This window comes from Streptomyces sp. NPDC093544, from assembly GCF_040683495.1.
Lineage (GTDB): Bacteria > Actinomycetota > Actinomycetes > Streptomycetales > Streptomycetaceae > Streptomyces.
In genome coordinates this window covers 15,109-41,482 of the sequence record NZ_JBFBEA010000007.1, presented here as the reverse complement: position 1 = coordinate 41,482, position 26,374 = coordinate 15,109, and the positions used below count along the sequence as shown (strand labels likewise).

General features: G+C 67.8%; 20 protein-coding genes and 2 pseudogenes. 16 read left to right on the top strand and 6 right to left on the bottom strand.

Going from position 1 to position 26,374, the window contains the following annotated elements:
• Positions 1-16: 16 nt before the first annotated feature.
• The gene (locus AB0N66_RS11865; RefSeq protein ID WP_365432701.1) at positions 17-643 is read right to left on the bottom strand and encodes a MerR family transcriptional regulator; all 627 of its coding nucleotides are present in this window, start codon (positions 641-643) and stop codon (positions 17-19) included.
• A gap of 153 nt (positions 644-796) precedes the next feature.
• On the opposite strand from AB0N66_RS11865, the gene AB0N66_RS11860 reads away from it, so the two are divergent.
• The 4 genes from AB0N66_RS11860 (at position 797) to AB0N66_RS11845 (ending at position 4,458) form a co-directional block, all read left to right on the top strand.
• The gene (locus tag AB0N66_RS11860) at positions 797-2,314 is read left to right on the top strand and encodes an NAD(P)/FAD-dependent oxidoreductase (RefSeq protein ID WP_365431887.1); all 1,518 of its coding nucleotides are present in this window, start codon (positions 797-799) and stop codon (positions 2,312-2,314) included.
• Entirely contained in the window at positions 2,311-3,246 is a 936-nt protein-coding gene (locus AB0N66_RS11855) for an alpha/beta hydrolase (RefSeq protein ID WP_365431884.1), read from the top strand. The genes AB0N66_RS11860 and AB0N66_RS11855 overlap by 4 nt, the downstream gene beginning before the upstream one ends.
• Positions 3,243-4,121 (top strand): SDR family oxidoreductase, encoded by an 879-nt coding sequence (locus tag AB0N66_RS11850; protein ID WP_365431881.1) that lies wholly within the window; start codon positions 3,243-3,245, stop codon positions 4,119-4,121. The genes AB0N66_RS11855 and AB0N66_RS11850 overlap by 4 nt, the downstream gene beginning before the upstream one ends.
• Positions 4,122-4,236: 115 nt before the next feature.
• The gene (locus AB0N66_RS11845) at positions 4,237-4,458 is read left to right on the top strand and encodes a hypothetical protein (RefSeq protein WP_365431878.1); all 222 of its coding nucleotides are present in this window, start codon (positions 4,237-4,239) and stop codon (positions 4,456-4,458) included.
• Positions 4,459-4,539: 81 nt separating this feature from the next.
• Here the strand turns inward: AB0N66_RS11845 and AB0N66_RS11840 are convergent, their stop codons facing one another.
• Positions 4,540-8,025: a S41 family peptidase gene (locus AB0N66_RS11840; protein WP_365431875.1), complete on the bottom strand. Its 3,486-nt coding sequence runs from the start codon at positions 8,023-8,025 to the stop codon at positions 4,540-4,542.
• A gap of 200 nt (positions 8,026-8,225) precedes the next feature.
• On the opposite strand from AB0N66_RS11840, the gene AB0N66_RS11835 reads away from it, so the two are divergent.
• Entirely contained in the window at positions 8,226-8,816 is a 591-nt protein-coding gene (locus AB0N66_RS11835) for a TetR/AcrR family transcriptional regulator (RefSeq protein WP_365431872.1), read from the top strand.
• 148 nt (positions 8,817-8,964) lie between these two features.
• Positions 8,965-11,181: an MMPL family transporter gene (locus AB0N66_RS11830; protein WP_365431865.1), complete on the top strand. Its 2,217-nt coding sequence runs from the start codon at positions 8,965-8,967 to the stop codon at positions 11,179-11,181.
• Between the two features lie 66 nt (positions 11,182-11,247).
• On the opposite strand, the pseudogene AB0N66_RS11825 reads toward AB0N66_RS11830, so the two are convergent.
• Positions 11,248-11,989 (bottom strand): annotated as a pseudogene (locus tag AB0N66_RS11825) (hypothetical protein).
• 84 nt (positions 11,990-12,073) lie between these two features.
• A complete protein-coding gene (locus tag AB0N66_RS11820; protein ID WP_365431862.1) occupies positions 12,074-12,520 on the bottom strand; it encodes an ATP-binding protein in 447 nt (148 codons plus the stop codon).
• Positions 12,521-12,656: 136 nt separating this feature from the next.
• Here AB0N66_RS11820 and AB0N66_RS11815 point away from each other — a divergent pair, with 136 nt between their 5' ends.
• From AB0N66_RS11815 to AB0N66_RS11795, 5 genes are all read left to right on the top strand, one after another.
• The gene (locus tag AB0N66_RS11815) at positions 12,657-13,502 is read left to right on the top strand and encodes a helix-turn-helix transcriptional regulator (protein ID WP_365431859.1); all 846 of its coding nucleotides are present in this window, start codon (positions 12,657-12,659) and stop codon (positions 13,500-13,502) included.
• Positions 13,499-13,687, top strand: coding sequence for a DUF397 domain-containing protein (locus AB0N66_RS11810; protein ID WP_365431856.1), 189 nt, complete (start codon positions 13,499-13,501; stop codon positions 13,685-13,687). Before AB0N66_RS11815 ends, AB0N66_RS11810 begins: the two co-directional genes overlap by 4 nt.
• A 393-nt stretch (positions 13,688-14,080) precedes the next feature.
• Positions 14,081-20,170 (top strand): DNRLRE domain-containing protein, encoded by a 6,090-nt coding sequence (locus AB0N66_RS11805; protein WP_365431853.1) that lies wholly within the window; start codon positions 14,081-14,083, stop codon positions 20,168-20,170.
• Between the two features lie 435 nt (positions 20,171-20,605).
• The gene (locus AB0N66_RS11800; RefSeq protein WP_365431851.1) at positions 20,606-20,914 is read left to right on the top strand and encodes a transposase; all 309 of its coding nucleotides are present in this window, start codon (positions 20,606-20,608) and stop codon (positions 20,912-20,914) included.
• Entirely contained in the window at positions 20,911-21,795 is an 885-nt protein-coding gene (locus AB0N66_RS11795) for an IS3 family transposase (protein WP_365431848.1), read from the top strand. Before AB0N66_RS11800 ends, AB0N66_RS11795 begins: the two co-directional genes overlap by 4 nt.
• 17 nt (positions 21,796-21,812) lie before the next feature.
• Here AB0N66_RS11795 and AB0N66_RS11790 read toward each other — a convergent pair.
• A pseudogene (locus AB0N66_RS11790) lies at positions 21,813-22,052 on the bottom strand (ATP-binding protein); the annotation flags it as partial.
• A 317-nt stretch (positions 22,053-22,369) separates the two neighbouring features.
• Here AB0N66_RS11790 and AB0N66_RS11785 point away from each other — a divergent pair.
• Both AB0N66_RS11785 and AB0N66_RS11780 read left to right on the top strand, forming a co-directional pair.
• Positions 22,370-22,615: a hypothetical protein gene (locus AB0N66_RS11785; RefSeq protein WP_365431845.1), complete on the top strand. Its 246-nt coding sequence runs from the start codon at positions 22,370-22,372 to the stop codon at positions 22,613-22,615.
• Positions 22,616-22,955: 340 nt separating this feature from the next.
• Positions 22,956-23,105, top strand: coding sequence for a hypothetical protein (locus tag AB0N66_RS11780; RefSeq protein WP_365431842.1), 150 nt, complete (start codon positions 22,956-22,958; stop codon positions 23,103-23,105).
• Positions 23,106-23,127: 22 nt separating this feature from the next.
• On the opposite strand, the gene AB0N66_RS11775 is transcribed toward AB0N66_RS11780, so the two are convergent.
• A complete protein-coding gene (locus tag AB0N66_RS11775) occupies positions 23,128-23,484 on the bottom strand; it encodes an SsgA family sporulation/cell division regulator (RefSeq protein ID WP_365431839.1) in 357 nt (118 codons plus the stop codon).
• Positions 23,485-23,693: 209 nt separating this feature from the next.
• Between AB0N66_RS11775 and AB0N66_RS11770 the strand changes: the two genes are divergently transcribed.
• From AB0N66_RS11770 to AB0N66_RS11760, 3 genes are read left to right on the top strand one after another with little or no spacing between them, the layout of a single operon-like run.
• Complete coding sequence (locus AB0N66_RS11770) at positions 23,694-24,755, top strand: energy-coupling factor ABC transporter permease (protein WP_365431836.1); 1,062 nt, start codon at positions 23,694-23,696, stop codon at positions 24,753-24,755.
• Position 24,756: 1 nt separating this feature from the next.
• Positions 24,757-25,518 carry a cobalt ECF transporter T component CbiQ gene (gene cbiQ, locus AB0N66_RS11765; RefSeq protein ID WP_365431833.1) on the top strand — a complete coding sequence of 254 codons (762 nt, stop codon included), beginning with the start codon at positions 24,757-24,759 and terminating at the stop codon, positions 25,516-25,518.
• Positions 25,506-26,267, top strand: a complete 762-nt coding sequence (locus tag AB0N66_RS11760; protein ID WP_365431830.1) for an ABC transporter ATP-binding protein — start codon at positions 25,506-25,508, stop codon at positions 26,265-26,267. The genes cbiQ and AB0N66_RS11760 overlap by 13 nt, the downstream gene beginning before the upstream one ends.
• Positions 26,268-26,374: the final 107 nt, after the last annotated feature.

Genomic DNA, 26,374 nt, shown 5'->3' with positions numbered 1-26,374 from the left:
TCCCGTGGTCCGCGAGCTACGCCCTGTGGTCGCGTAGCCGCCTGTCCATCGCCATCGACAGTTCCGCCTCGACCACGCTCTTCGCCAGTGGGCGCAGGCGGTGGAGGTCGGCCGGGGTGCGGTTCTCGGTGAGGGCCAGGTTGATGAAGAGGTCGGCGAGGGCGTCGGCGTGGTCGCGTACCAGGCGGGCCGTCGACAGGACGTCGGCGAGGGGGATGCCCTCGCGGACCAGGGCTGCCGAGGCGTCGAGCAGGCGGCGGCTGATGTGGACGATCTCCCCGCCGTCGGTGCCGAGATAGCCGAGGTCGAGGGAGGCGGCGAGGTTCTCCGGGGTGGCCTGGCCGGCGAAGACGTCGGCCAGTTCCTCGGGGGAGAGGCGGACCGGGGTTTCCTCGGTGGGCTCGCCGAGGCCCAGCAGCTCACCCACGTCACGGCCGTGGTCGAAGGCTTCCGCCAGTTCCGCGATGCCGTTCAGGGTGTGGCCGCGTTCGAGGAGTGCCGTGATCGTGCGCAGGCGGGCCAGGTGGGTTTCGTCGTACCAGGCGATACGGCCCTCGCGGCGGGGCGGCGGAATCAGTTTGCGCTCGCGGTAGAAGCGCAGGGTGCGCACGGTGATGCCGGCCTCCTTGGCCAGCTCCGCCATCCGGTACTCGTGCTTCTCCGTCACGTCGGCACCCTACGTCGTACCGTCGGTAACTTTCCCTGTCGCGACCCCTACCCATGAGTACGAACCTGCCCTACTCTCCCATTGCGCCAGTATTTACTGGCATGGTCGTACGGCTAGGGAGGCGTCGGCATGACCGAGCATGTGCGAGTGGCCGTGATCGGGTCCGGGTTCGGCGGGCTGGGGGCCGCTGTGCGGCTGCGCCGTGAAGGGGTCACCGACTTCGTCGTCCTGGAGCGGGCCGACAGTGTGGGCGGCACCTGGCGGGACAACAGCTATCCCGGGTGCGCCTGCGATGTACCGTCCCATCTGTACTCGTTCTCGTTCGCGCCCCATCCCGACTGGCCGCGCACCTACTCCGGGCAGGAGTACATCCGGGCCTATCTGGAGCACGTGGCGGACGTCTTCCGGCTGCGGTCGCACCTTCGTTTCAACTCCGAAGTCAAGAAGCTGACTTGGGATGCCGAGAAGCTGCGGTGGGGGATCGAGACCAGCAGTGGGTCTCTCACCGCCGATGTCGTCGTGTCCGCCACGGGCGCGCTGTCCGACCCCAAGGTCCCGGACATCGCGGGGATCGACACCTTCCCCGGCAAGGTCTTCCACTCCGCCCGCTGGGACCACGACTACGACCTGCGCGGCAAGCGCGTCGCCATGATCGGCACGGGCGCCTCGGCCATTCAGATCGTGCCGGCCATCCAGCCGGAGGTCGCGCACCTCACGCTCTTCCAGCGCACCCCGCCGTGGGTGATGCCGCGCGTCGACCGTGCCATCAGCGGCGCCGAGCGGTGGCTGCACCGGAAGTTGCCCATCACGGCGCAGGCCAGGCGCGGACTCCTGTGGGGGATCCGGGAGTTGCAGGTCCAGGCGTTCACCAAACGGCCGGGCGAGCTGGGGATGGTGGAGCAGTTGGCCAAGCGCAACATGGCCCGCGCCATCAAGGATGCTGATCTGCGTGCTCGGTTGACCCCGGACTATCGCATCGGCTGCAAGCGGATCCTGCTCTCCAACACCTACTATCCGGCGCTCGCTCAGCCCAACGTGGATCTGGTGGACGGCGGCCTCAGCGAGATCAGGGGCTCCACCCTCGTCGCGGCCGACGGCACCGAGGCCGAGGTCGACGCGATCGTCTTCGGCACGGGATTCCACGTCACCGACATGCCGATCGCCGACCGGGTCGTCGGTGCGGACGGCCGGACGCTCGCCGAGTCCTGGAAGGACGGCATGAAGTCGCTGCGCGGCGCCACCGCCGCCGGGTTCCCCAACTGGCTGACGATCGTCGGGCCCAACACGGGCCTCGGGAATTCGAGCATGATCCTGATGATCGAGTCCCAGCTGAATTACATGGCCGACTTCATGAGGCAGTTGGACGTTCTCGGCGGGCGGGTGGCCCTCGAAGCGCGCCCCAGCGCCGTGAACGCCTGGAACCGCGAGGTCCAGGGGCGTATGAAGCGCACGGTCTGGAACAGCGGCGGCTGCGAAAGCTGGTACCTCGACGCCAACGGGGTCAACACGACCATCTGGCCGGGGACCACGACCGAGTTCCGCAGGGCCACGCGGCGTATCGATCTGGCGGAGTACGAGGTGCTGCGGGCGCCCACGGAAGTCGTGGACAAGGGACGTACGAAGAAGACCGTGGAGACCGGAGCGTGAGCCGGCTCATGCATGTGTCCCACGGGCCCTACGCCCCGCCCGTTCCCGCGCGCGAGCTGACCGCCGTCTCCGCCGACGGGGCGCGGCTGCACGTCGAGGTGCACGGGGCGGAGGGGGCACCCGCCGTCGTCCTCGTGCACGGCTGGACCTGCTCAACCGCCTTCTGGGCGGCGCAGATACGCGATCTCGCCGCCGACCACCGGGTCATCGCGTACGACCAGCGCGGGCACGGACGCAGTCCCGCGAGCGACTTGTGCGGTACGGACGCGCTCGCCGACGACCTGGAAGCGGTGCTCGCGGCCACTCTCGCGCCGGGCGAGAAGGCCGTGCTGGTGGGGCACTCCATGGGCGGGATGACGCTGATGGCGGCATCGGCGCGGCCGCGTTTGAGGGAGCACGCGGCGGCTGTACTGCTGTGCAGCACGGGCAGTTCGAAGCTGGTCGCCGAGTCGCGGGTGGTGCCGATGCGCGCCGGGCGGCTGCGAACCCGTATCACCCGGTCGGTCCTCGGTTCGCGGGCGCCGCTCGGTCCGGTGACGCCACTCGCCAGGCGGATCCTCAAGTACGCGACCATGGGCCCCGGTTCGTCGCCGGGCATGGTCGAGGCATGCACGCGGATCGTGCACGCGTGTCCGCGGCGGGTGCGGTACGCCTGGTCGGTCGTGCTCGACCTGCTCGATCTCGACGACGGCGTAAGGCAGTTGGTGGTGCCGACCGCCGTGCTGGTGGGTACGGCTGACCGGATGACGCCGGCCGTGCACGCGTGTGCCCTGGTCGCCGCGCTGCCCAACTGCGTCGGGGTCACCGAACTGGCCGGGCTCGGGCACATGACGCCGGTGGAGGCGCCCGAGCTGGTGACCGGGCGGATACGCGAACTCGTCAGCACGTACGCACAAGCAACACCGACCGCACAGATCAAGGAGGGCGCATGAGCAAGGTGAGCCTCGAAGGGCAGGTCGCGGTCGTCACGGGGGCCGCGCGGGGAGTCGGTGAACTCCTCGCCCGCAAGCTCTCCGCGCGTGGGGCGAAGGTCGCGCTCGTCGGTCTGGAGGCGGACGAGCTCAAGCAGGTCTCGGAGCGGCTGCACAGCGAGAGCGGTCACTGGTACGCCGATGTCACCGACCACGAGGCGATGGCGCGGGTCGCCGAGGAGGTGAAGGAGCGGTTCGGGAAGGTGGACATCGTCGTCGCGAACGCGGGGGTGGCCAACGGCGGGCCCTTCGTGGAGTCCGACCCGGTCGCCTGGCGACGCGTGATCGAGGTCAACCTCATCGGTTCGGCGGTGACGGCTCGCGCCTTCCTGCCGGTACTGATGGAGAGCCGCGGCTATCTCCTCCAGATCGCCTCGCTCGCCGCGATCACTCCGGCCCCGATGATGACCGCGTACTGCGCGTCCAAGTCGGGCGTGGAGGCGTACGCGCACAGTCTGCGGGCCGAGGTCGGGTACAAGGGGGTGCGGGTCGGGGTCGGTTACCTGTCGTGGACCGACACCGACATGGTGCGCGGGGCCGACCAGGACGACGTGATGCGCGAACTGCGGCAGCGGCTTCCGTGGCCGTCCAACAAGACGTATCCGCTGGGTCCTGCCGTCGACCGGATCGTCGACGGGATCGAGCGCCGGTCGAGCCATGTGTACGCGCAGTGGTGGCTGCGGGGGATGCAGGGCGTCCGCGGTTACCTCCCCGGGATCATCGCGGCGGTCGGGGAACGGGAGATGCGGCGGCTCGAGCCGCGGCTCAAGGGCGTGGGTAGGGGACTTGTGGGCGCGGGCGGGGCGGCCGACGAACAGGAGCGACAGGGCGCCTGACCTGGGATTCCTGGACGTACTCACGGTGAGTGAGTGATCGAAATGCGCGCTTTGTACCCCCGTGTAAGTCTGGTCGAGCCCCGATCCCCTCACCCACAAACGGGAGTGAAATCTCATGGGTATGAAGGACCAGTTCCAGGACAAGGCCGAAGAGATGAAGCAGCAGGCCAAGAAGAAGATGGGCGAGAACCAGGACGAGGCGAGCGAGCGTTCCTCGCAGCAGCGTGAGCCCGGTCGGCAGGACCGTGAGCGCGGCGAGCGTGACCGTGACCAGAAGGGCACGGACCGCATGCAGCAGGAGGCTCAGGACCGCTTCGACCAGGACTATGACGTCTGACCTCTGACGTCTGATCGTTGGGCCGCACGAGCAGTACCTGAGTGGGGCGCCCTCTTCAATGAGGGTGCCCCACCTCTGTGTTCAGCTGCGCGGCGGCAGCTTCGGTCTCGTCCGGTCCGGCACGTTCGAGTAGTCCGGCGGGGATGCCGCCGGTTGCGTGTTCAGCAGGTCCAGGGCGAGTTGGACGGCGTCGTCGAGTTGCGCGTGGCGGCCCTCCGCCCAGTCCAAGGGCGTGCGGAGGATCTCCAGGTCCGGGTGGACGCCCTTGTTCTCGATGGACCAGCCGTACGCGTCGAACCAGGCGGCGTTCATCGGGACCGTGATCACCGTCCCGTCGCCGAGGCGGTGCCGGCCGGTCATGCCGACCACGCCGCCCCAGGTGCGCTGGCCGACGACCGGCCCCAGCTTCAGCAGCTTGAAGGCCGCGGTGATCATGTCGCCGTCGGACGAGGTCGCTTCGTCCGCCAGCGCCACCACAGGACCGCGCGGGGCACTGGAGGCGTACGACACCGGCTGGGCGTCGCGTGTCAGGTCCCAGCCCAGGATCCTGCGGGTCAGCTTCTCGACGACCAGTTCGCTGATGTGGCCGCCCGCGTTGCCGCGTACGTCGACGATGAGCGCGGGCCGGGACACCTCCAGACGCAGGTCGCGGTTGAACTGGGCCCAGCCCGAGCCGCCCATGTCGGGGATGTGCAGGTAGCCGCAGCGCCCACCGCTCAACTCCCGTACGACGTCGCGCCGTTTGGCCACCCAGTCCTGGTAGCGCAGCGGCCGCTCGTCGATGAGCGGGACGACGGCGACCCGACGCGACCGTCCCTCGCCCCGCGCCGACGTGAACTCCGCCGACGTGAACTCCGCCGACGTGGACCCCGCCGACGTGAACTCCGCCGATGTGAACGTCAGCTCCACCGTCGTACCGCCCGCGCCCGCCAGCAACGGATACGGGCCCGTGACCGGGTCCACCGGCCGGCCGTCGACGTGGGTGAGCACCGCGCCCTCACGGATCCCGGTGCCGGCCAGCGGTGAACGGGCCTTGGAGTCCGAGGAGTCGCCGGGCAGGATCCGCTTGAGCATCCAACTGCCGTCCCGTCGGACGAAGTTGGCGCCCAGGAGGCCCTGCCAGCGCTGGTAGTGGGCCGGTCCCTCGTTGCGGCGGGCGGCGGAGACGTACGCGTGGGAGGTGCCCAGTTCGCCCAGTACTTCCCGGAGCAGATCCGCGAACTCGTCCGGGGACGCGACCCGTTCGACCAGTGGGCGGTACTGGGCGAGCACCGCGTCCCAGTCGATGCCGCACATGTGCGGCTCCCAGTAGTAGGCGCGGATGATGCGGCCCGCCTCCTCGTACGCCTGGCGCCACTCGGCGGGCGGGTCCGCCTCGTGCAGGATGCGGCGCAGGTCGATCCAGACCGTGGAGTCGCCGTCGCCGGACTCGGTGGAGGGGACGGCGCGCAGGTCGCCCTCGTCGACCACGACCAGTCGGCTGCCGTCGCCGCTCACCGCGAACCAGTCCAGATGGTCGACGAGTTCGGACTTCTTCGCCTTGGCGATGTTGAAGTACTCAAGGGTGGGGCGGCCGGACGTGTCGTCGGGGTTGGCGAAGGTCTCGCCGAGCGCGCCCGAGATCGGCCAGCGCAGCCAGACCAAGCCGCCGCCCGCGACCGGGTGGAGCGCCGAGTACTTGGAGGCGGTGACCGGGAACGGCGTCACCCGGCTCTCCAGGCCCTCGATCTCGACGGTCACCGTGGAGCCGTCGCCCGCGTCGTCCTCGACCGGGTCCAGGCCTCCCGCGACCGGACGCCCGTCGGGGTTGAGCGCGAAGGGGGAAGGGGTCGCGGACGACAGGGGTACCAGGTACGGACGGCAGCCGAGCGGGAAGGACAGGTCCCCGGTGTGGACGTCGTACACCGGGTCGAAGCCGCGCCACGACAGGAAGGCCAGATAGCGGCCGTCCCGGGTGAACACCGGATTCTCGTCCTCGAAGCGGCCGTTCGTGACGTCGACGATCAGGCGGTCCCCTTGTCCCTTGGGGGAAATCCGCGCCATCTTGATCTGGCGCAGGGAGCGGCCGATCCCGGGGTGCGCCCAGGTCAGCCAGGCACCGTCCGGTGAGAAGGCCAGGTCGCGCACGGGCCCGTTGATGGACCGGATGAGCTCGGTGACCTCACCTCCCCCGGACTTCGTCCGGGAGGTGCCCCCGGACTCCCCGGACTCCTCGGAGTCCTCGGAGTCCTCGGAGTCCTCGGAGTCCTCGGAGTCCTCGGAGTCCCCGGAGTCCCCGGAGTCCTCGGAGTCCCCCGACTCCTCCGACGCGTCGAGCAGCAGCAGCCGCCCGTCGTTCGACGCGATCGCGAGGCGCTGGCCCTGCGGGTCCGACACCATTTCCTGTACGCGGCCCAGTCCGCCGGAGGCGAGGCGGCGCGGTTCGCGTTCGCCGGTCGCGCGTGGGAGGTAGGCGATCTCGACGGCGTCCTCGCCCTCCGCGTCGGTGACATAGGCGACCTGACCGCCGGAGCCGAGCATCTCGGGGAGTCTGACCCGTACGCCCGGGGTGTCCGCGATGGTGCGCGCGGGGCCGTCGCGGTGGGTGAGCCAGTACAGGCTGCCGCGTACGACGACGGCGCTGGCCCGGCCCGTCTCGTCCACGGAGATGCTGTCGACGTGCTGGGCGGCCGGCACCTGGTACGGACGGCGTCCCGCGCGCGGCCCCCCGAGCCGAACATCGAGCCGGCGCGGGATCGAGTCGACGGACAGGTCGTCGACGATCCACAGGTCGCCCGCGCACTGGTAGACGACCCGGGTGCCGTCGCTGGACGCGTGCCGGGCGTAGTACGCGTCGTGGTCGGTGTGGCGGCGCAGGCCGGAGCCGTCGTACGCGCACGAGTACAGGTTCCCGACGCCCTCGTGGTCGGAGAGGAAGGCGACGCGGCCGCTGACGAACATGGGGGCGCTGAAGTGGCCTTCGAGGTCGGCGAGGAGGCGCCTGCCGTGCAGCCAGAGCCGTCCCGTCGCGCCGCCCCGGTAGCGTTTCCAGGCGGCCGGCTCGTGCGGTGGGGTGCCGGTGAGCAGCAGGGTCTTGCGTTCGCCGTCGATGTCGGCGACCGCGATGTCGGAGACCGGGCCCCAGGGGAGTTTGCCGCCGGGGTCGCCGTCGGTGGGGACGTTGTAGGCCCAGGTGAAGTAGGAGAAGGGCTGGCCGTGCGAGGCGACAGCGAGGATGTCGCCGTTTCCGTCCTTGTCAGGGGGTGACCAGCCGCAGACCTGGGTGTCGGCGCTGCCCCAGTAGGTGAGCTGTCTGCCGGGGCCGCCGTCCACCGGTACGAGATGGATCTCCGGGACGAAGCTGCGCCAGCTCGTGTACGCGATGTGGCGGCCGTCGGGGGAGAAGCGGGGGTGGCCGACTTTGGTACGGTCGACGGTGAGGCGCCACGCACGGCCCGGTCCTTCCAGGGGGGCCACCCACAGGTCGTCCTCGGCCGCGAAGCACAGCCGGTCGCCGCTGAGGTGCGGGAAGCGCAGGTATCCGGGGGCGTTCTCCCCGGTGGTCGCGTTCTCGTACTCGTCGCTCACCTCCCTATGCTTTTCCGCTCGGGAGGCCTCGGCAACTTGTGTCTGGGTGTCGATTGCGGGGTTGAGCCGGAAACTGGTGACACACGACACGTACGAAACGGTTTCGTTTCGCTTGGTCTCGGGGTATCTTCAGAGGCATAGGCAACCGTGTCGTCCGGAGCTCTCCCGCTCCGTACGCGGAGCAGGAGAAGGTGAGTGGGATGACTGAAGCCGCAACGGCGCGACGCAGTCGGATCACGCCCGAGCGTGAGGCCGAGCTGTACGCGGCTGTGCTCGACCTGCTTCGGGAAGTCGGTTACGACGCTCTGACGATGGACGCCGTCGCCGCTCGCACCAAGTCCAGCAAGGCCACCCTCTACCGCCAGTGGGGCGGCAAGGCCGAGCTCGTGGCCAGGGCGATGCGGCACCAGAAGCCGGGCTTCTCCGACTACGTCGACACCGGGTCCCTGCGGGGCGACTTCCACGCGATGGTGGTGCGTGAGGATGACTGTCACATGGAACAGAACTCGGCGTTGATGCGAGGACTGGCCATGGCGACGCACACGAACCCCGATCTCCTGCGCGCCTTCCGGGAGTTGCTCATCGAGCCGGAGATGGCGGAGATTCGGCGCATGCTGCAACGTGCCGTCGACCGGGGTGAGGTCCGTCCGGACAACCCCGCGATCGGCTTCGTGATGCACATGCTGGTCGGTGGCTTCGCGGCCCGGACACTGATCGACGAACTGCCGCCGACCCAGACGTTCCTCACCTCGTACGTCGACGCCGTGATCCTCCCTGCTCTCGGCGCCTGACCCTCCTCAACCCCGTTACAGATCCCTGTAGTTGCACCTGACGCGACCGCTCACGTCGTCGGGCTGATCCTCCCTGCCCTCACCCGTTCCCCAACGGGTGATCGCACCGGCCCTTGCCATCCCACGACCTGACCGGGAGTACGCCCTCGTGGCTACGTTTCTCTATAAACTCGGCCGTCTCGCCTTCAGGCGACGGCACTTCGTCGCCCTCATCTGGGTGGCGCTGCTGACGCTCGCGGGCGTCGGCGCGGCAAGCGCACCCGCCGCGGGTACCAGTTCTTTCTCGATACCCGGCACGGAGGCGCAGAAGGCCTTCGACCTGCTGGAACAGCGCAACCCCGGCATGAGCGCCGACGGAGCGACCGCGCGGGTCGTCTTCAAGGCGCCCAGCGGCGAGAAGATGAAGGACGCGGACAACAAGGCGACCGTCGAGAAGGCCGTCGACGCACTCGGCGACGGTTCCGAGGTCACCTCCGTCACGGACCCGTACAAGAACAAGTCGATCTCCAAGGACGGGACGGTCGCTTACGCGCAGGTCTCGTACAAGGTCTCCGGTATGGAGTTGAAGGACTCCTCGAAGGACGCCCTGGAGGAGACGGCGAAGGAGGCGCGGGCCGGCGGGCTGACCGTCGAGATCGGCGGTGACGCGCTCCAGGCGACGCCCGAGACCGGGTCCACCGAGATCATCGGTATCGCGGTCGCCGCGGTCGTCCTCGTCATCACCTTCGGCTCGCTGATCTCGGCCGGACTGCCGCTGCTGACCGCGCTGATCGGCGTGGGCATCGGCATCTCGACCATCACGGCCCTGGCGAAGGCGCTCGACCTCGGCAGCACCACCTCCACGCTCGCGATGATGATCGGGCTTGCGGTCGGTATCGACTACGCGCTGTTCATCGTCTCGCGCTACCGAGCCGAGCTGGCCGAGGGCCGCGAACGCGAGGAAGCGGCGGGGCGGGCCGTCGGCACGGCGGGCTCCGCGGTCGTCTTCGCCGGTCTCACCGTGGTCATCGCCCTGGTCGGCTTGTCGGTCGTCAACATCCCGATGCTCACGAAGATGGGTGTCGCTGCGGCGGGCACGGTCGTGATCGCCGTACTGATCGCGCTCACCATGATCCCGGCGCTGCTCGGTTACGCCGGCAAGAGGGTCCAGCCCGCGGGCAAGAAGAGCAAGCTGCTCGGGGGAGGGCGTGCCGCCAAGAAGGTGGGCAAGCCCAACATGGGCACCCGCTGGGCGAGCTTCGTCGTACGCCGTCCGGTCGCCGTCCTGCTCTTCGGTGTCGTCGCGCTCGGCGCCGCCGCGATCCCGGCGACCTCGCTCGAACTGGGCCTGGGCGACGACGGTTCGCAGCCGACGTCCACGACCCAGCGCCGGGCGTACGACACGCTGTCCGACGGCTTCGGACCTGGCTTCAACGGCCCGCTGATGATCGTCGCGGACGTGAAGGCGAGCGACGACCCGGAGGCCGCCGTCACCACGGTGACCGACCGGCTCAAGGGCCTCGACGACGTCGTGTCCGTGACGCCCTCGCCGCTCAACGAGGCCGGCGACACCGCGACGATCACCGTGATCCCGGACTCGAAGCCCTCCTCGATCACCACCGAGGACCTGGTGCACGCCATCCGTGGCGAGGCCGGCGACATCAAGGCGGACACCGGCGCGCAGGTGCTGGTCACCGGCACGACGGCGATGAACATCGACTTCTCGCAGAAGCTCAACGACGCGCTCATCCCGTACCTGGCGCTCGTCGTGGGCCTCGCCTTCCTCCTCCTGATCCTGGTCTTCCGCTCGATCCTGGTCCCGCTGAAGGCGGCCCTCGGCTTCCTGCTCTCGGTGATGGCCGCGCTCGGCGCCGTCGTCGCGGTCTTCCAGTGGGGCTGGTTCGCCGGCCTGCTGGGCGTCGAGGAGACCGGCCCGATCATGTCGATGATGCCGATCTTCATGGTGGGCGTCGTCTTCGGTCTCGCGATGGACTACGAGGTCTTCCTCGTGACCCGCATGCGCGAGGCGTACGTCCACGGCGAGAAGCCCAACCAGGCGATCGTCACCGGCTTCAACCACGGCGCCCGCGTCGTCACCGCTGCCGCCGTCATCATGATGGCCGTCTTCGGCGGCTTCATCGGCTCCACCGAGTCGATGATCAAGATGATCGGCTTCGGCCTCGCGATCGCGGTGTTCTTCGACGCCTTCATCGTCCGCATGGCGGTCGTCCCGGCGGTCCTGGCTCTCCTCGGCAAGAAGGCCTGGTGGCTGCCGAAGTGGCTCGACCGCGTTCTCCCGAACGTCGACGTCGAGGGCGAGGGCCTGCGCAAGCTGGACGACGAGCGCCGCGGCAAGGACGAGGACCGGGAGCTGGCATCGGTCTGAGGTTCGCGTAGCGACTGACGGGGCGTCCCACGTTTCAGGTGGGGCGCCCCGTCCTGTGCGCGGCTCTTACTGCTGCTGCTGGTCGGACGGGTCTTCGGCGAACACCTCGGTGGTGGAGGTGGCGGTGATGGCACGGCGGAACCAACGGTCCAGGGCGTCGAGGTCGTCGCAGGAGGTGACGCGCTCACGGTCGGTGTCGGAGACGGGGATGCTCCGGCCTTCGAGGAGGAGCAGGATGTTCTTCACCCGCCCCTTGACCTCTCCCTCGGCGCGGATCTCCTGCGAAATCGATGATGTGAAGAACGAGGTGTCGACGGCCACGAGTTGCCTCCAGAGTTTGTGGGCCTCGGTCTTGTCCAGGCCCTGGTTGGTGAGTTCTGCGAAGATTGCCCGGCCCGAGGACCAGGGGGTGCAGGGTGAGGGAGGGCCACTGTGGTGGACCGATCTTCACGGGACGGGCTGCCCACTTGGCGGTCTGCTGGTCTTTGCAGACGACGAGGAGTACCGGGGGCAGTTTGTACTTCGCGTACAAGTGCGCCATGTAGTACGTCCAACTGTTGTGCTTGTCCTCGTCCGGCTCCAACTGCGCCTCGACGGCGAGGAGGTACTCACCGCTCGGCGCCTTGATGCGCATCAATGTGTCCACGCGCCGCTCCACCGGCCGGTTCTCGGTTAAGTCGGTCGGCAGTGGGGTGGAGGAGATGGGCGTTTCGAACGGCGGGATGTCGAGCGCGCGGGTGGCGCGGGCGAAGAGTCCCGGGTCCTCCCGGAAGATCCGGTGCATCGCCTCGTGCAGGGAACTGACCATCGTGGAGATTGTGCTCCTTTCGGGATGAACGGCGGCGAGCATATGACGACCGACTAGTCGGAAATCCGGCCAATGGGGCGATGATCACCCTTGTGGGTGACGGGTCCTGCCCACGTCCACCTCCGCCCAGACCGTCTTGCGCGGCGGTAGTCCCGATGTCACACCCCATCGGTCCGCCAGAGCCTCCACGAGGAGCAGGCCGCGTCCCGAATCCGCGTGTGGCTCCGCCCGGTTGAGCCAGGGGAGGCGGTCACCGCGTGTGTCCGTGACCTCGATGCGGAGGGTGTCGCCGACGACGTAGAGCGTGAGGCGGAAGTCGCGGCCCGGGATCCGCCCGTGGGTCGCGGCGTTGGCCGCCAACTCGGCGACGATCTGGCTCGGCGCCTCCAACGGCAGCTCCCAGCTGCGCAGTTGTTCGACGGCCAGCAGCCGGGCGAGTCGGGCGCCGCGGGGCGTGGGGGAGAGGGGAACGCTGAAGTTGCGGATGGGGTAGCCGAGTTGGGGGTGAGGGGCGGCGGTTTCTTGATTCACATCACTCAGCGTGGCCGATTCTGCCTACGGTGAGGAGTCGCGGCGCGTGTACGTACCGTTACTGTCCGGCGTTTGTCTCGGGCTGTCTCGGCTGTCTCCGTGCCGTACGGGTACGAGTGCGCGTTGGAGGTGGGCGATGAGCGAAGGCGTGGACGAGGCCGGCTGGGGCATCGAGCTCGGGGACGAGATGGCGCCGATGATCGAGGTCGTCGGCGGTGTCATCAAGTTCCACCGGGAGGCCGCAGGGATGAGCGCGGCCGACTTCGGGGAGGCCATGGGGTACGGCGAGGACATGATCCGCAAGATCGAGCGCGGGGCGCGGATCCCCCGGCTGGAGTTCCTGTACCAGGCGGACGAGGTGCTGCACGCGAGCGGGGCGATCGCCGCGCTGCGGGTGCACACGGAGAAGGCCCGCTATCCGAAGAAGGTGCGGGAGCTTGCTCAGCTGGAGGCGCGGGCGGTTGAGTTGCTGCTGTACAGCAACCACAACATCCATGGGTTGTTGCAGACGCCGGAGTACGCGAAGGCGCTGTTCGAGACGCGGCAGCCGGCGCTATCGCCGGACGTGGTTGCGCGAGAGGCCGATGCGCGGATGGCTCGAAAGGTGATCTTCGAACGGGATCCCGCGCCGACGCTCGGTTTCGTCCAGGAACAGGTGACGCTGGAACGCCCCATCGGAGGGAAGATGGTGTTGCGTCGACAGCTCGAACACCTGCTGGGGGTAGCGCAGTTGAGGAATGTCACGCTCCAGGTCATGCCGACCGACCGGGAGGACCACGCCGGAATGGACGGCCTGATCGAGGTGCTGAAGTTCCAGGACGGCACGGGGGTCGGGCGCTCCGACGGGGCCTTCAACGGACGCCCTGTCTCAAGTCCCAGGGATCTTCGTATCCTTGAACTGCGCTACGGCATGATCCGGGCACAGGCTCTCAGGCCGAGAGAGTCGCAAGCCTTCATCGAGCAACTGCTGGGGAGACTATGAGCACCACGGAACTCCACTGGTTCAAAAGCAGCTACAGCAGCAGCAGCGAACCCGGCGACTGCGTCGAGATAGCCGTGGCCCCCGCCACTATCCACGTCCGTGACTCCAAGAACACCCAGGGCCCCCGCCTCGCCGTGGAACCCACCACGTGGGCGGACTTCGTGGCGTACGCATCGGGGATGTAGCCCTCAGCACCCTCGCCTGTCCAGAGCATGGGAGTGGCCCGTCACGACTCTGTCACGATCCTCATTCGTGCAGGTCGGAATGGCGAGGGTGGGGGTTGGGGTAGATCTGCCCGCATATGATGCGGGACTAGTCACGGCGAACCCATGTGATTCACACAGGTTTGACTTGTCCTCGAAGCTCTACTGCCTGGATGTCAAGGCGGCTCATGCGACGCGAAGTCACTTGTGGCGATAGCGAAGAGGGAGTGAAGGTTCTCTCACGGGATCTTGCTCATATGATCACGCAGCTCGTGACGCACTCGGCGTCATGGCGTGATTACAGGAGTTGTGTTGAGGCTCAAGGGGAGATGGGTTCCGGGCGCGAGGGGGCGGGGGAGACCGTCGCGTGCCGCGTTGAGACGTACGGCGCTTGCCGTTGCCACGGTGCTGGCCGCGGAGGCGGCGCTGGTGTCGTTGGAAACGGGTGCGGTGTTCGCAGCCGATTCCACTACGACGAACGTGGCGGCTGCGTCGGACGCGGCGGAGTTGGCGTCGTCGGCGGATTCGGTATCGGCGGCGCTGCTGATGGCGCGGTTGCAGGACCGGAAGATCGAGGTGCTGTCGGAGCGTTCGGCGACTTCGACGACGTACGCGCTGCCCACGGGTGAGTTGCAGACGTCCACGTACGCGGGTCCCATCCGGCAGCAGGTGGACGGCAGTTGGCGGGATATCGACACCACGCTCTCGGACACGGGTGACTCGCTGGAGCCTGACGTCGCGGCGGCGGACATCGCGGTCTCGGACGGCGGCGACACGGCGCTGGTGGCGGTGGGCCAGGGGGAGAAGTCGTTCGGGCTTGGCTGGGGAGTCAGGCTGCCGACGCCGTCGGTGAAGGGCGACACCGCCTCGTACGACCTGGGAGACGACCAGACTCTGACGGTGACGGCGCTGGCCCAGGGCTTCAGCCAGAACGTCATCCTCGATTCCGCGCCCGAGGGGGGCCTGGAGTACCGCATTCCCCTGAATCTCAAGGGACTTGAGCTGTCGGAGGCCGACACAGGGCATCTGCTGCTGAAGGACTCCGAGGGCAAGCTGGTGGCGGAGGCCCCCGCGCCGATGATGTGGGACGCATCCAAGGGCGACGCCTCGGGTGAGTCGAAGCATCAGGCCAAGGTCGCCACGAAGGTCGAGACGGCCAACGACGGCTCCCAGACCCTGGTGCTGACCCCGGATGCCGACTACTTCGACCAGGACCTGACCTACCCGGTCACTGTGGACCCGACGTCGACGCTCGCGGTCACCACGGACACCTGGGTGGCGACCAACTACACCGACTCGCAGGTCTCCTCGACCGAGCTGAAGTCGGGCACCTACGACGCGGGCACCACGAAGGCGCGTTCGTATCTGAAGTTCGATGTGGCGGCGTTCAAGGGCAAGCACATCACCGACACGAACCTGGCGCTGTACTCGTACTACGCCTCGACGTGTGCCACCACGGGTGCGGGTACGCAGGTGCGGCGGATCACCGGGTCTTGGACGTCGACGGACATCACCTGGGCGGCTCAGCCGGCCACCACGGCGACCGGTGCAGTGACGAATACGGCCGCGCTGGGCTACAGCACCGCCTGCCCGGCCGGGACGATGAACTTTGACATCGATGCCATCGTGCAGGCGTGGGCGGACGGTTCGTCCAACTACGGTGTCCGCGTCGCGGGTGCGTCCGAGACGGACTCGCTGACCTGGCGGCGCTTCCGGTCGGCCAACTACGTCTCCGGGGACGGTTCGACCGAACCGCACCTGACGGTGACCTACAACTCCTACCCCGCCACGCCGTCTTCGGCGGCGATCTCGCCGTCGCAGGTCAACGCCTACAACGGCGTTCGGTACGGCACCTCGCTGACCCCGACACTGTCGGCGAAGGTGACGGACCCGGACGGGTCCGCCACCAAGGCACAGTTCGAGGTCACGGCGGATCCGGCCTACGCCGACACCACGTACTCGTACACAGGCACGTCGGCGTCGGTGGCCTCGGGCTCGACGGCGAAGCTGACGATCGCCTCAGCGAACGCGTTCCCGGCGGCCACGCATCTGCGGTACCGGGTGCGGGCTTACGACGGGACGGACTACGGGGCGTGGACCGGCTACACCACGTTCACGTTGAACACGGGCAAGCCGGTCGCGCCGACGGTGTCGTGTGACACGTACGAGGAGAGCGGCTGGACGGCGAAGGCCGATGCGGCGGTGTCCTGCACGATCGACACCTCCTCGACCGATGGTGCGGGCTACCACTGGGGGCTGGACGACTCCTCGCTGCCGAACAAGAAGCTGGACACCACCAACGGCAACGGCGGCGACTCGGCGACCGTTTCCATCGACCCGGCGAACGGCTGGCACACGCTGTACGCCCGCACGGTCGACTCCGGCGGAAACCTTTCCTCAGCCACCACCGCGTACAGCTTCGGAGTCGGCGCAGACGGCGCGGCGATTCTGTCTCCGCAGGACGGCGACGACACGGCCCGCCGACTAACCCTTTCAGCCAAGGGCCTCGCCTCCTATACCGGGGTGACCTGGCAGTACCGGCGCGGCGAGACCGACGACTCCTGGCACACCGTCCCGGTCGGCGACGTCACCGCCTCCGGCAACGCGGTCTCGGCCTGGCCGGTCACCGTCACTGACGGCACCGCCACCAAGCTGGTGTGGAACATCGTCTCCACCCTCGCCGAGGACGGCGCGATCGAACTGCGCGCCGCGTTCACGGACGGGACGACGACCGGGCATTCGCAGACGGTCGAGGTGACCCTCGACCGCGACGCGGGCACCGCGCCCACTGCAGCGGTGGGTCCTGGCGAGGTGAACGAACTCACCGGTGACTACACGCTGTCGGTCACTGACGCTTCGGCGTTCGAGGCGAGCTTGGAGCGCACCTACTCGTCGCGCGCCAACGACACCGACACCGAAGGCCAGGCGGAGATCTTCGGGTCGGGCTGGTCCTCCTCCGTCACCAGTGCGGCGAGCGACTACACGCAGATCCGCAAGACCTCGGGCACCTCGGTGGAGTTGTTGAGCGCGGACGGCAGCGCGGTCGCGTTCACCGCAGCAAATGGCGGTGGATGGAAGCCGCAGGCCGGCGCCGAGTTCCTCACCCTGACCGGCACGCTCAACGGTTTGAAGTTCACGCTCACCGACACCGACGCCACCACGACGGTGTTCGCCAAAGCCGCAGACACGGCGACGACGTGGACACTGGCCTCGTCGGCCTCGGCGGTCGACGACTCCACGGTCACCACGGCCTCGGAGACCATCACATCCGGCAGCGAGACGCTCGCTCGCCCCAAGTACGTGGTCTCGCCCACTGGAGCGGTCACCGCCGCGACCTGCCAGGCCACCCCGTCCACCAAGGGCTGCCGCGTGCTGGAGCTCGTCTACGCGGACACCACGACGGCCACCGGCAGCGCGCTCGGCGACTACAAGAACCAGGTCAAGGCCATCAAGCTGTGGGCCACCAGCCCCGGCGCGTCCACTTCCACCGCTGAGACCATCGCCTCCTACGCGTACGGTTCCACCGGCCAGCTCCGCCAGGAGTGGGACCCACGCATCAGCCCCGCGCTGAAGACCGCCTACACCTACGACACCGACGGCCGCGTCGCCACCCTCACCGAACCCGGCGCGCTTCCGTGGACCTTCACCTACGGCAAGGCGGGTTCGGCACTTACCGCCGGTGCGGGCATGCTGCTCAAGGCGTCCCGCTCGGCCCTGACAGAGGGCACCAGCAGCACCGTCTCGGGTACGGCGGCCACCACGGTCGTCTACGACGTCCCGCTCTCCGGTACCACCGCCCCGCACCAGGTGGACGCCAACACGGTCGCCACCTGGGCCCAGGACGAGGCGCCCACGGACGCGACAGCTGTTTTCCCGGCCGACTCCGTGCCGCTGTCCAACACCGGCAGCGATCTCACATCGGCCTCGTATGACAGGGCCACCGTCACCTACATCAACGCCAGCAGCCAGGAGACCAACACCGCCAGGCCTGGTGGCTCGATCACCGCGACCGAGTACGACGTGTACGGCAACGTGGCGGCTGAACTAACTGCCACCAATCGCGAACTCGCCCTCGGAACCTCCACCGGCGCGTCCGACAAGCTGGCCGCACTCGGCCTGACCGACCTGTCCACCACCGACCGCGCCCAGCAACTGGCCACGGTCTCCGAGTACTCGGCGGACGGGCAGCAGCTCACCGACGAGTACGGTCCGCTCCACGAAGTCACCCTCACCAAGGAACTCCCCGGCACCACCACGGAGTCCACCCTCGCCGCGGGCACAGTGATCCCGGCCCGCGCCCACACCGCGTACACCTACGACGAGAACCGTCCGAGCGACGCGGCCGTCTCCGACCTTGTGACCTCGATCGTGACTGGTGCGGCGATCCCCGGCTACGCCGCCGACGCCGACACCAAGGGCTCGACCGCGATCTATGACTGGTCCACCGGACAGCAGAAGTCCAGCAGCGGAGTAGATACCAGCCCGACGATCACGACGTACGACGACGCCGGCCGGGTGGCTACCACCCGCACCAACGGCTCGTCGGGCTCGGACGCGGGCTCCCTCGCCTACACGTACTACAGCGCGAGCGCCACGGCCACCTGCTCCTCGGTGATCTGGGCCGGGCTCCTGTGCAAGACGGCACCCGCGGCCACGATCACCGGCGGCGGCAGCAACCCGACTGCGGCGGTCACTACCGTCTACACGTACGACCGCTGGGGCCAGGTCGCGACGAAGGCGGAGACCGCCAACGGCGTGACCCGCACCACCACTAACACGGTGGACAGCGCGGGCCGTACCACCAAGTCGGCGATCACCGGCGGTACCGGGGAAGCCACCCCGGCCACCACGATCACCTACAACGCGGACAACGGCCGGATCGCCACCCAGACGTCCAACGGCCAGACGATCGCGTACACCTATGACGCCCTCGGGCGCCAGACCTCGTACGCCGACGGCGCGGGCAACACCACGACCACGGCGTACGACGTCCTGAACCGATCAGTGAAGACCACCGACTCGGCCCCGTCCACCGTGACGTACGCCTACGGCACCGCGGGCAACGTCAAGACCCTGACCGACTCGGTCGCGGGCACCTTCACCGCCACCTACGACTCCGACGGCACCCTCACGACCGAGACCCTGCCTGGCGACCACACCCTGACCGTCACCACCGACACAACCGGCCAGGAGACCGGCCGCGAGTACACCACCTCCGACGGCACCACCGTCGCCTCCGACACCGCCGGCTACACCGTGACCGGCCTCCAGGCCGGCCACACCCAGACCGACGGCTCGACCACCCAGTCCGACTACACCTACGACAGCGCCGACCGCCTCACCCAGGCCACCGATACCGCCGTCACCGGTTGCACCACCCGCGCCTACATCCTCGACGAGAATAGCAACCGCACGGCTCTGACAGCTAGTTCGGACGACTGCGACAGCAACACCGAGGACACCACCACAGCCACCACCGCGTACGCCTACGACAGCGCCGACCGTCTGGTGAACTCCGGCTACGTCTACGACGCCTTCGGCCGCACCACCACCAGCGGCGACACGACCCTGTCGTACTACACCAACGACCTGGTCGCCATGGAGACCGTCGGTACCAGCCGCAACACCTGGACCCTTGACGCCGCAGGCCGCCTCGCAGTCCAGGCCGCACAGACCCAGGCCACTGACGGCACTTGGGGCGTCAGCAGCACGACAACCAACCACTACAGCAGCGGAGACAGCCCCACCTGGACCAAGACGGGCGACACCATCAGCCGCAACGTCCACGACCTCACGGGCGGGCTGAGCGCGACCACCACAGCCAGTGGCGGCACGGTCCTGCAACTCGCCAACATCCACGGCGACATCACGGTCCAGTTGCCGCTGGACACCACAGTCGCAGCGACCGTTCAGCACTACGACGAGTACGGCAACCCGGCCGCAGGTACCGCAGCCACCGCCTACGGTTCGTTGGGCAGCTACCAGCGGTCCGCACGCACCCTGAGCGGCTGGACCCTCATGGGAGTACGGCTGTACGACCCCAGCACCGGACGTTTTCTCAGTGCCGATCCCGTGTACGGCGGCAACGCGAACGCCTACGGCTACCCCGTCGACCCGGTAAACAAGCACGACCTAGATGGCCGAAAGGTCATAGCGAAGTACAACAAGAATAAGCTTTCCTGCGGCTATTGGAGTTGTACTCTGAAATTGAGCCGAAAGAGGACCAGGACGCTTATTGATATCATCGAAATCGGAAGTAAGGGGATAGCTGCACTGGCTGCCTGGATCGAATACGTGACAGGTGGTGCCGCGACGCCCGCCGTTCTCCTGGCTGTCGCTATACTCCTCACAGGCGAAGCGATCGCGGCGTACCTTGGGAAATTGCTCGACAGGTACTCAAGGAGAGGTACAAAGATCGTGAAATCCTACGTAGGGGGGGTTCCGGCATATGCGTGGCATCAGTAATTCCTCTCGGAGCGGCCGTGTGCGCCGCCCGTCGGCCAGGCCTCTTCGGTCATCGCTCATCGGTAAGGCCTCGCTTTTCTTTGGGATATCCGGAATGTTTGTCTGGATTTTCGGGGCGGCTTGGATGTGGTTCTCCTGGGGGCAGGGGAATGCAACGGGAAGGGGAATGCTCTACTTTTCCCCTGCCCTTGAGGTCGTGGCGATAGTTCTGACGTATTTCCATTATCGGCGATATGGGAGGCGTGACCAAAGGGAGTGAACGGAATTTTCTCGTCGGGCCGAGGTACCTCCTCGGTCCGACGGGTGCCGCTGCCCCCGAGTTGGACGGGTCGCCGCTGTAGCCGATATCGCTGAGGGGGTTGACCTTGCCTGGAGTGCCCCCCGAAATTCCGACACCTGGACGCTGGATGTTTCGTCATCCAGGGGAAGTGATCCATGGTGGCAAAACGGAAGAATTACCCTCCGGAGTTCAAGCGGGACGCACTGGACCTGGTGCACTCCTCGAAGGACCGCTCCCTCACCGACATTGCTCGGGGGCTGGGCATCCATCTGGAGACGCTGCGCAATTGGGTCCGCGACGACAAGGCACGTCGCGAAGCAGCGGACGGCGGAAGTGATGCCGGCATGACCCCCGCCGACAACGACGAGCTCAAACGCCTGCGGCGGGAGAACGTGCGGCTGAGGGAGGACAACGAGATCCTCCGGAAAGCCGCCGTCTATTTCGCACGGGAGACGACACGGTGATCCGCTTCCGTTTCGTCGACGAGCACCGGAACGCCCACGGCGTGAAGCGGATGTGCGACGTCCTGGGATGGGACCGCTCCGGCTACTACGCCTGGCACGGAAACAAGGAGGCACGGCAGGAGAAGGCCGATGCGGAGGAGGACCTGGCCCGCCGCATCCGGGACATCCACACCGCCTCCCGGGGTGCCTACGGCGCCCGCAGGATCACGCAGAAACTGCACCACCAGGGCCAGGTCCTGAACCACAAAAGGGTCGCGCGGATCATGCGAGAGCGGAAGATCGCCGGGATAACGCGACGGAAGTCGCGGTGCCTGACGAAACAGGACCGTGCCGCGCCGCCCGCGCCGGATCTGATTCTGCGGGACTTCACGGCTCCGATGCCAGGGCTGAGACTCGTCGGCGATATCACCTATTTGCCGACGAGTGAGGGATGGCTGTATCTGGCGACGGCGATCGACCTGTGCACGCGGGAGGTCGTGGGCTGGTCGATGGCCGACCACATGCGCACTCAACTGGTGGCAGATGCCATCCGGATGGCTCATAGCGGCGGACACACGGCGGGCAACGCAATCTTCCACACCGACCGCGGGTCGCAATATACATCGCGCCAATTCCGGGAAATCTTGACCGAGTTGGACATCCGCCAGAGCACCGGCCGGACCGGTTCGTGCTTCGACAACGCGGCAGCGGAGAGCTTCTTCGCCGTCCTGAAAGCCGAGATCGGTACGACCGTATGGGAGACCAGGGCCGCAGCTCGACAGGACGTTTTCCGGTGGATCGCCGAGTATTACAACCGGGAGCGGCTCCACTCGACCATCGGCTACATCACGCCGTACCAGGCGAGGACCCGCTTCCACCAACGGCTGGACCTCGCAGCATAAAAAGGAAGTGTCGGTACCTACGGGGTCACTTCACCTGATGTCACACCCCATCGGTCCGCCAGAGCCTCCACGAGGAGCAGGCCGCGTCCCGAATTCGCGTGCGGCTCCGCCCGGTTGAGCCGGGGGAGGCGGTCACCGCGTGTGTCCGTGACCTCGATGCGGAGGGTGTCGCCGACGACGTAGAGCGTGAGGCGGAAGTCGCGGCCCGGGATCCGCCCGTGGGTCGCGGCGTTGGCCGCCAACTCGGCGACGATCTGGACGGATTCACGCTCAGCGTTCCGGTCGGCTGCTGGTTCACCCATAGCATCAACGGATCCAAGAGGTACATCAAGTGGGAGATGGCGGGGGTGGACTGCTATGGGCTGGGAATATTTTCACGGTTCTGCAACACGCGAATCGACTTCGCCTATGCCGACACCAACAATCACACGTACAGCACGAGTAAGGGTAAGACGCACTACACGTGCTACTGGGGCCATGTCCCGGTGCGCTATGCCCCGGGGAAACGGTATCTTCCGCACTACGGGAAGGCATGCGCCAAGCTCTATATCAACGGGACAAGGAGGGCGACGCAGTGCCACTACATAACGAAATAGGGCGTAACGGCGCTGCGCGGCCGACGATGAAGATGTGGCTGGCCGAATGGTCGGTCTTTGTCGTCGCCTCGGCTGCGACGTTCGTTGCTTGCCTGGCGTCACTCTCCCGCCCGGTCACACTGGATGCTGGAGCCACAGCCTTGCTGATCGCTGTATCCGCCGGTGTGGGCATCTTCGCGAGCAACCGCTTCCGTGCCTGGGGGATGCGCCGCAAGACGAAATAGCCTCGCTCGTCTACCTCGTGGCTGCTCTGCCTGTCGACTTATTGGCAGGCAGAGCAGCCGTGCTTCGGGGGTTTTGGTTCCGGTGCATTCTCAGCGCATTCGGTTTGCTGTCGGGCTCGCGGGCTGTATGTCGGTGTGGCCTGGGGCGAGTCGAGTGCTGGTGTCTGGCGGCTGATCACCCTGTGACTATTGTGCTCGACGACTTCCGGGTCTTTGATCCTCGACGAGCATCCGCTCATTTCGACCGGGTCCGCTGTCTGGCCGGTATTCAGTGTCTCTGTCATTCTTGCCGGGATTACAGGCGTTGCCTTGGGGTTCACCGTTTGGAACAATTGGGGCGTTGCGGGAATCTCGGCACGCGCGGATCCTCACGACCCCGATCCTCGCGGGAGCCGCACTCGACGCGCTCACGCGGGAGCGTAGATCCTCACGCGAGATATCGACGGCCGTGGCACTGGTCGTCGCGTTCCCGGTGGCCGCCACCGGGTGAACCCCGTGAAACTCACCCCACGTCAGCCAGCCACCGGCGCCGCAGCCATGTACGTACGACGCAAGAAGCGCAGCAGTGTTTTCGACTCGAACTGTACGACCGCGACCCCGTGGGCCGAGTGGAACTCCATGACGGCCTGGACGCGGCCGCAGGGCCAGACGCGGATGTCGCCGCTGCTGACGGGGGCCCGGAGGCCCTGTTCGAGCAACTCGCGGGCGAAGACCCACTCGTGGGGGCCGGGCAGGGTCACGTGTACCTGGCGGGGGTCGGCTTCGGGGTCGTAGCGAAGGGCGATCGGGACGGCCCGGTGTTCGTCGGCGGCGGTGTCTGCGGTGTCGGTGACGATATGAGCGCGTGCGTACTGTTCGACAGCGGACATGAGCCGACTCCTTACGCTGCGTAACCTGTGCGGAATCTGTGAATCCGTCACCTCTCCAATGTCGCACACTCGGCGGATTCCGCTTCCGCTGCCGGCGCACGCCTGGCCTCCCCGGGACCTGTCCCAGTGCTCCTGCCCGATGTCCGTCCGCTTATTCGTGGCAACCTCGCTCTTGCGAGGACCTCGCAACAAGGCGCTACTCTCGTACGGTGCATGTGCCAGATGGATTCATCAACGCCCCCGTCTCCGCGGTCACCGGAGTAGTCGCCGCCGGCGCCATCGCCGTGAGCCTCAAAGGGGCGCGCCGCGAGCTGGACGAGAAGACCGCGCCGCTCGCAGGCCTGGTCGCCGCCTTCATCTTCGCCGTGCAGATGCTGAACTTCCCGGTCGCCGCCGGGACCAGCGGACATCTGCTGGGAGGTGCGCTCGCGGCGATACTCGTCGGCCCCTACACAGGGGTCCTCTGCGTCTCCGTGGTCCTGCTGATGCAGGGCATCCTCTTCGCGGACGGCGGCCTCACCGCGCTCGGCGTGAACATCACGGACATGGCGATCGTCACTACGGTTGTCGCGTACGCCGTCTTCCGCGGCCTGGTGAAGGTGCTCCCGCGCGGGCGCCGCTCCATCACGGCCGCCGCTTTCGTCTCCGCGCTCCTTTCCGTACCGGCCGCCGCCGTCGCCTTCACCCTCCTCTACGCGCTCGGCGGCACCACCGACGTCTCGATCGACAAGGTCGCCACCGCCATGGTCGGCGTCCACATCCTCATCGGGATCGGCGAGGCCGTGATCACCGCGCTCACGGTCGGCGCCGTCATCGCCGTACGACCGGATCTCGTGTACGGAGCGCGTGGCCTGACCCAGCAGCTCAAGCTGCGCGTCAACGGCGAGCTGGTCGACGCGCCCGAGGCCGCCCCGGTGCCTGATGCCGCCCCGGCCCCCGTCGCCGCCCGCACCTCCCACCGCAAGGTGTGGATCACCGGACTCGTCGCCTCCCTCGTCCTCGCCGGGTTCGTCAGCTTCTACGCCTCCGCCAACCCCGACGGCCTGGAGAAGGTCGCCACGGACAAGGGCATCGACAAAAACGTCGAGGAGCACGCCGCCGCCGACTCCCCGCTCGCCGACTACGGCGTCAAGGACATCTCGAACGCCCGGCTCTCCGGCGGCCTCGCGGGCGTCATCGGCGTCGGCGTCACCGTCGTCGCGGGCACCGGCGTCTTCTGGGCCGTCCGCAAGCGCCGTACGACCGAAGTGTCCCCGTCGCAGGTCGCCTGACATGGGTGCCGGCCACGCCCACAAGCTCTACCGGCACGGCCACTCGCGCGTGCACGCCCTGCCGCCGCACACCAAACTCGCGGCCACCTTCGCCTTCGTGGTCGTGGTCGTCTCCACCCCGCGCGAGGCGATGTGGGCGTTCGCGCTGTACGCCGGCCTCCTCGCGGTGGTCGCGTACCAGGCCCGGGTGCCCGCCCCCTTCCTGCTGAAGCGGCTGCTCATCGAGGTCCCGTTCGTCGCCTTCGCGGTGCTCATGCCGTTCGTCGCGGAGGGCGAGCGGGTCGACGTCCTCGGCATGTCGTTGAGCGTGAACGGGCTGTGGGGCGCCTGGAACGTCCTCGCCAAGGGAACCCTGGGCGTCGCCGCCTCCGTACTCCTGGCCTCCACCACCGAACTGCGCCAACTGCTCCTCGGCCTCCAGCGGCTGAAGCTCCCGCCGCTGCTCGTGCAGATCGCGTCCTTCATGATCCGGTACGGCGATGTCATCGCGGACGAGATGCGGCGGATGCGGATCGCGCGGGAGTCGCGCGGCTTCGAGGCCAGCGGGGTCAAGCACTGGGGGGTGCTCGCGAAGTCCGCGGGCGCCCTGTTCATCCGCTCCTACGAGCGCGGCGAGCGTGTGCACCTCGCCATGGTGAGCCGGGGGTACGCCGGTTCGATGCCGGTCATCGACGAGGTGACCGCGTCCCGGGCACAGTGGTCGTACGCCCTCGCCCTCCCGTCCGCCGCGCTCGCCGTATGTCTGTTGGGATGGACCTTGTGACGACCCCCTCTCTCCAAGTCGCCGGACTGGCCTTCGCCTACCCCGACGGGCACCAGGCCCTCTTCGGCGTCGACTTCACCGTCGCGCGCGGCGAGCGCGTCGCGCTGCTCGGGCCGAACGGCGCCGGCAAGACCACCCTCGTGCTGCACCTCAACGGCATCCTGAACGGCGGCGCCGGGACGGTGACGGTGGCCGGACTGCCCGTCGGCAAGCAGCACATGGCGGAGATCCGGCGCAAGGTCGGCATCGTCTTCCAGGACCCGGACGACCAGCTGTTCATGCCGAGCGTGCGGGAGGACGTCGCCTTCGGTCCTGCCGCGGCCGGGATGAAGGGCGCCGAGCTGGAGGAACGTGTCCGCAGGGCCCTGGAGCAGGTCGGCATGGCGGACTTCGCCGACCGTCCGCCGCACCACCTCTCCTTCGGGCAGCGGCGCCGAGTGGCCGTGGCGACCGTCCTCGCGATGGAGCCGGAGATCCTCGTCCTCGACGAGCCGTCCTCCAACCTCGACCCTGCCTCGCGGCGCGAACTCGCCGATATCCTGCGGTCGTTGGACGTGACCGTCCTCATGGTCACCCACGACCTGCCGTATGCCCTCGAACTGTGCCCCCGTGCCCTCATCCTCAGCGACGGCGTGATCGCGGCCGACGGCAGGACCGGCGAACTGCTCTCCGACGACGAGCTGATGCGCAGCCACCGTCTGGAACTGCCCTTCGGCTTCGACCCGCGCTCCGTGACGACGGGCGCGTGACCGAGAGCAAGGACGACGGGCGCGTGACCGAGAGCAAGGACGACGGGCGCGTGACCGAGAGCAAGGACGACGGGCGCGTGACCGAGAGCAAGGACGACGGGCGCGTG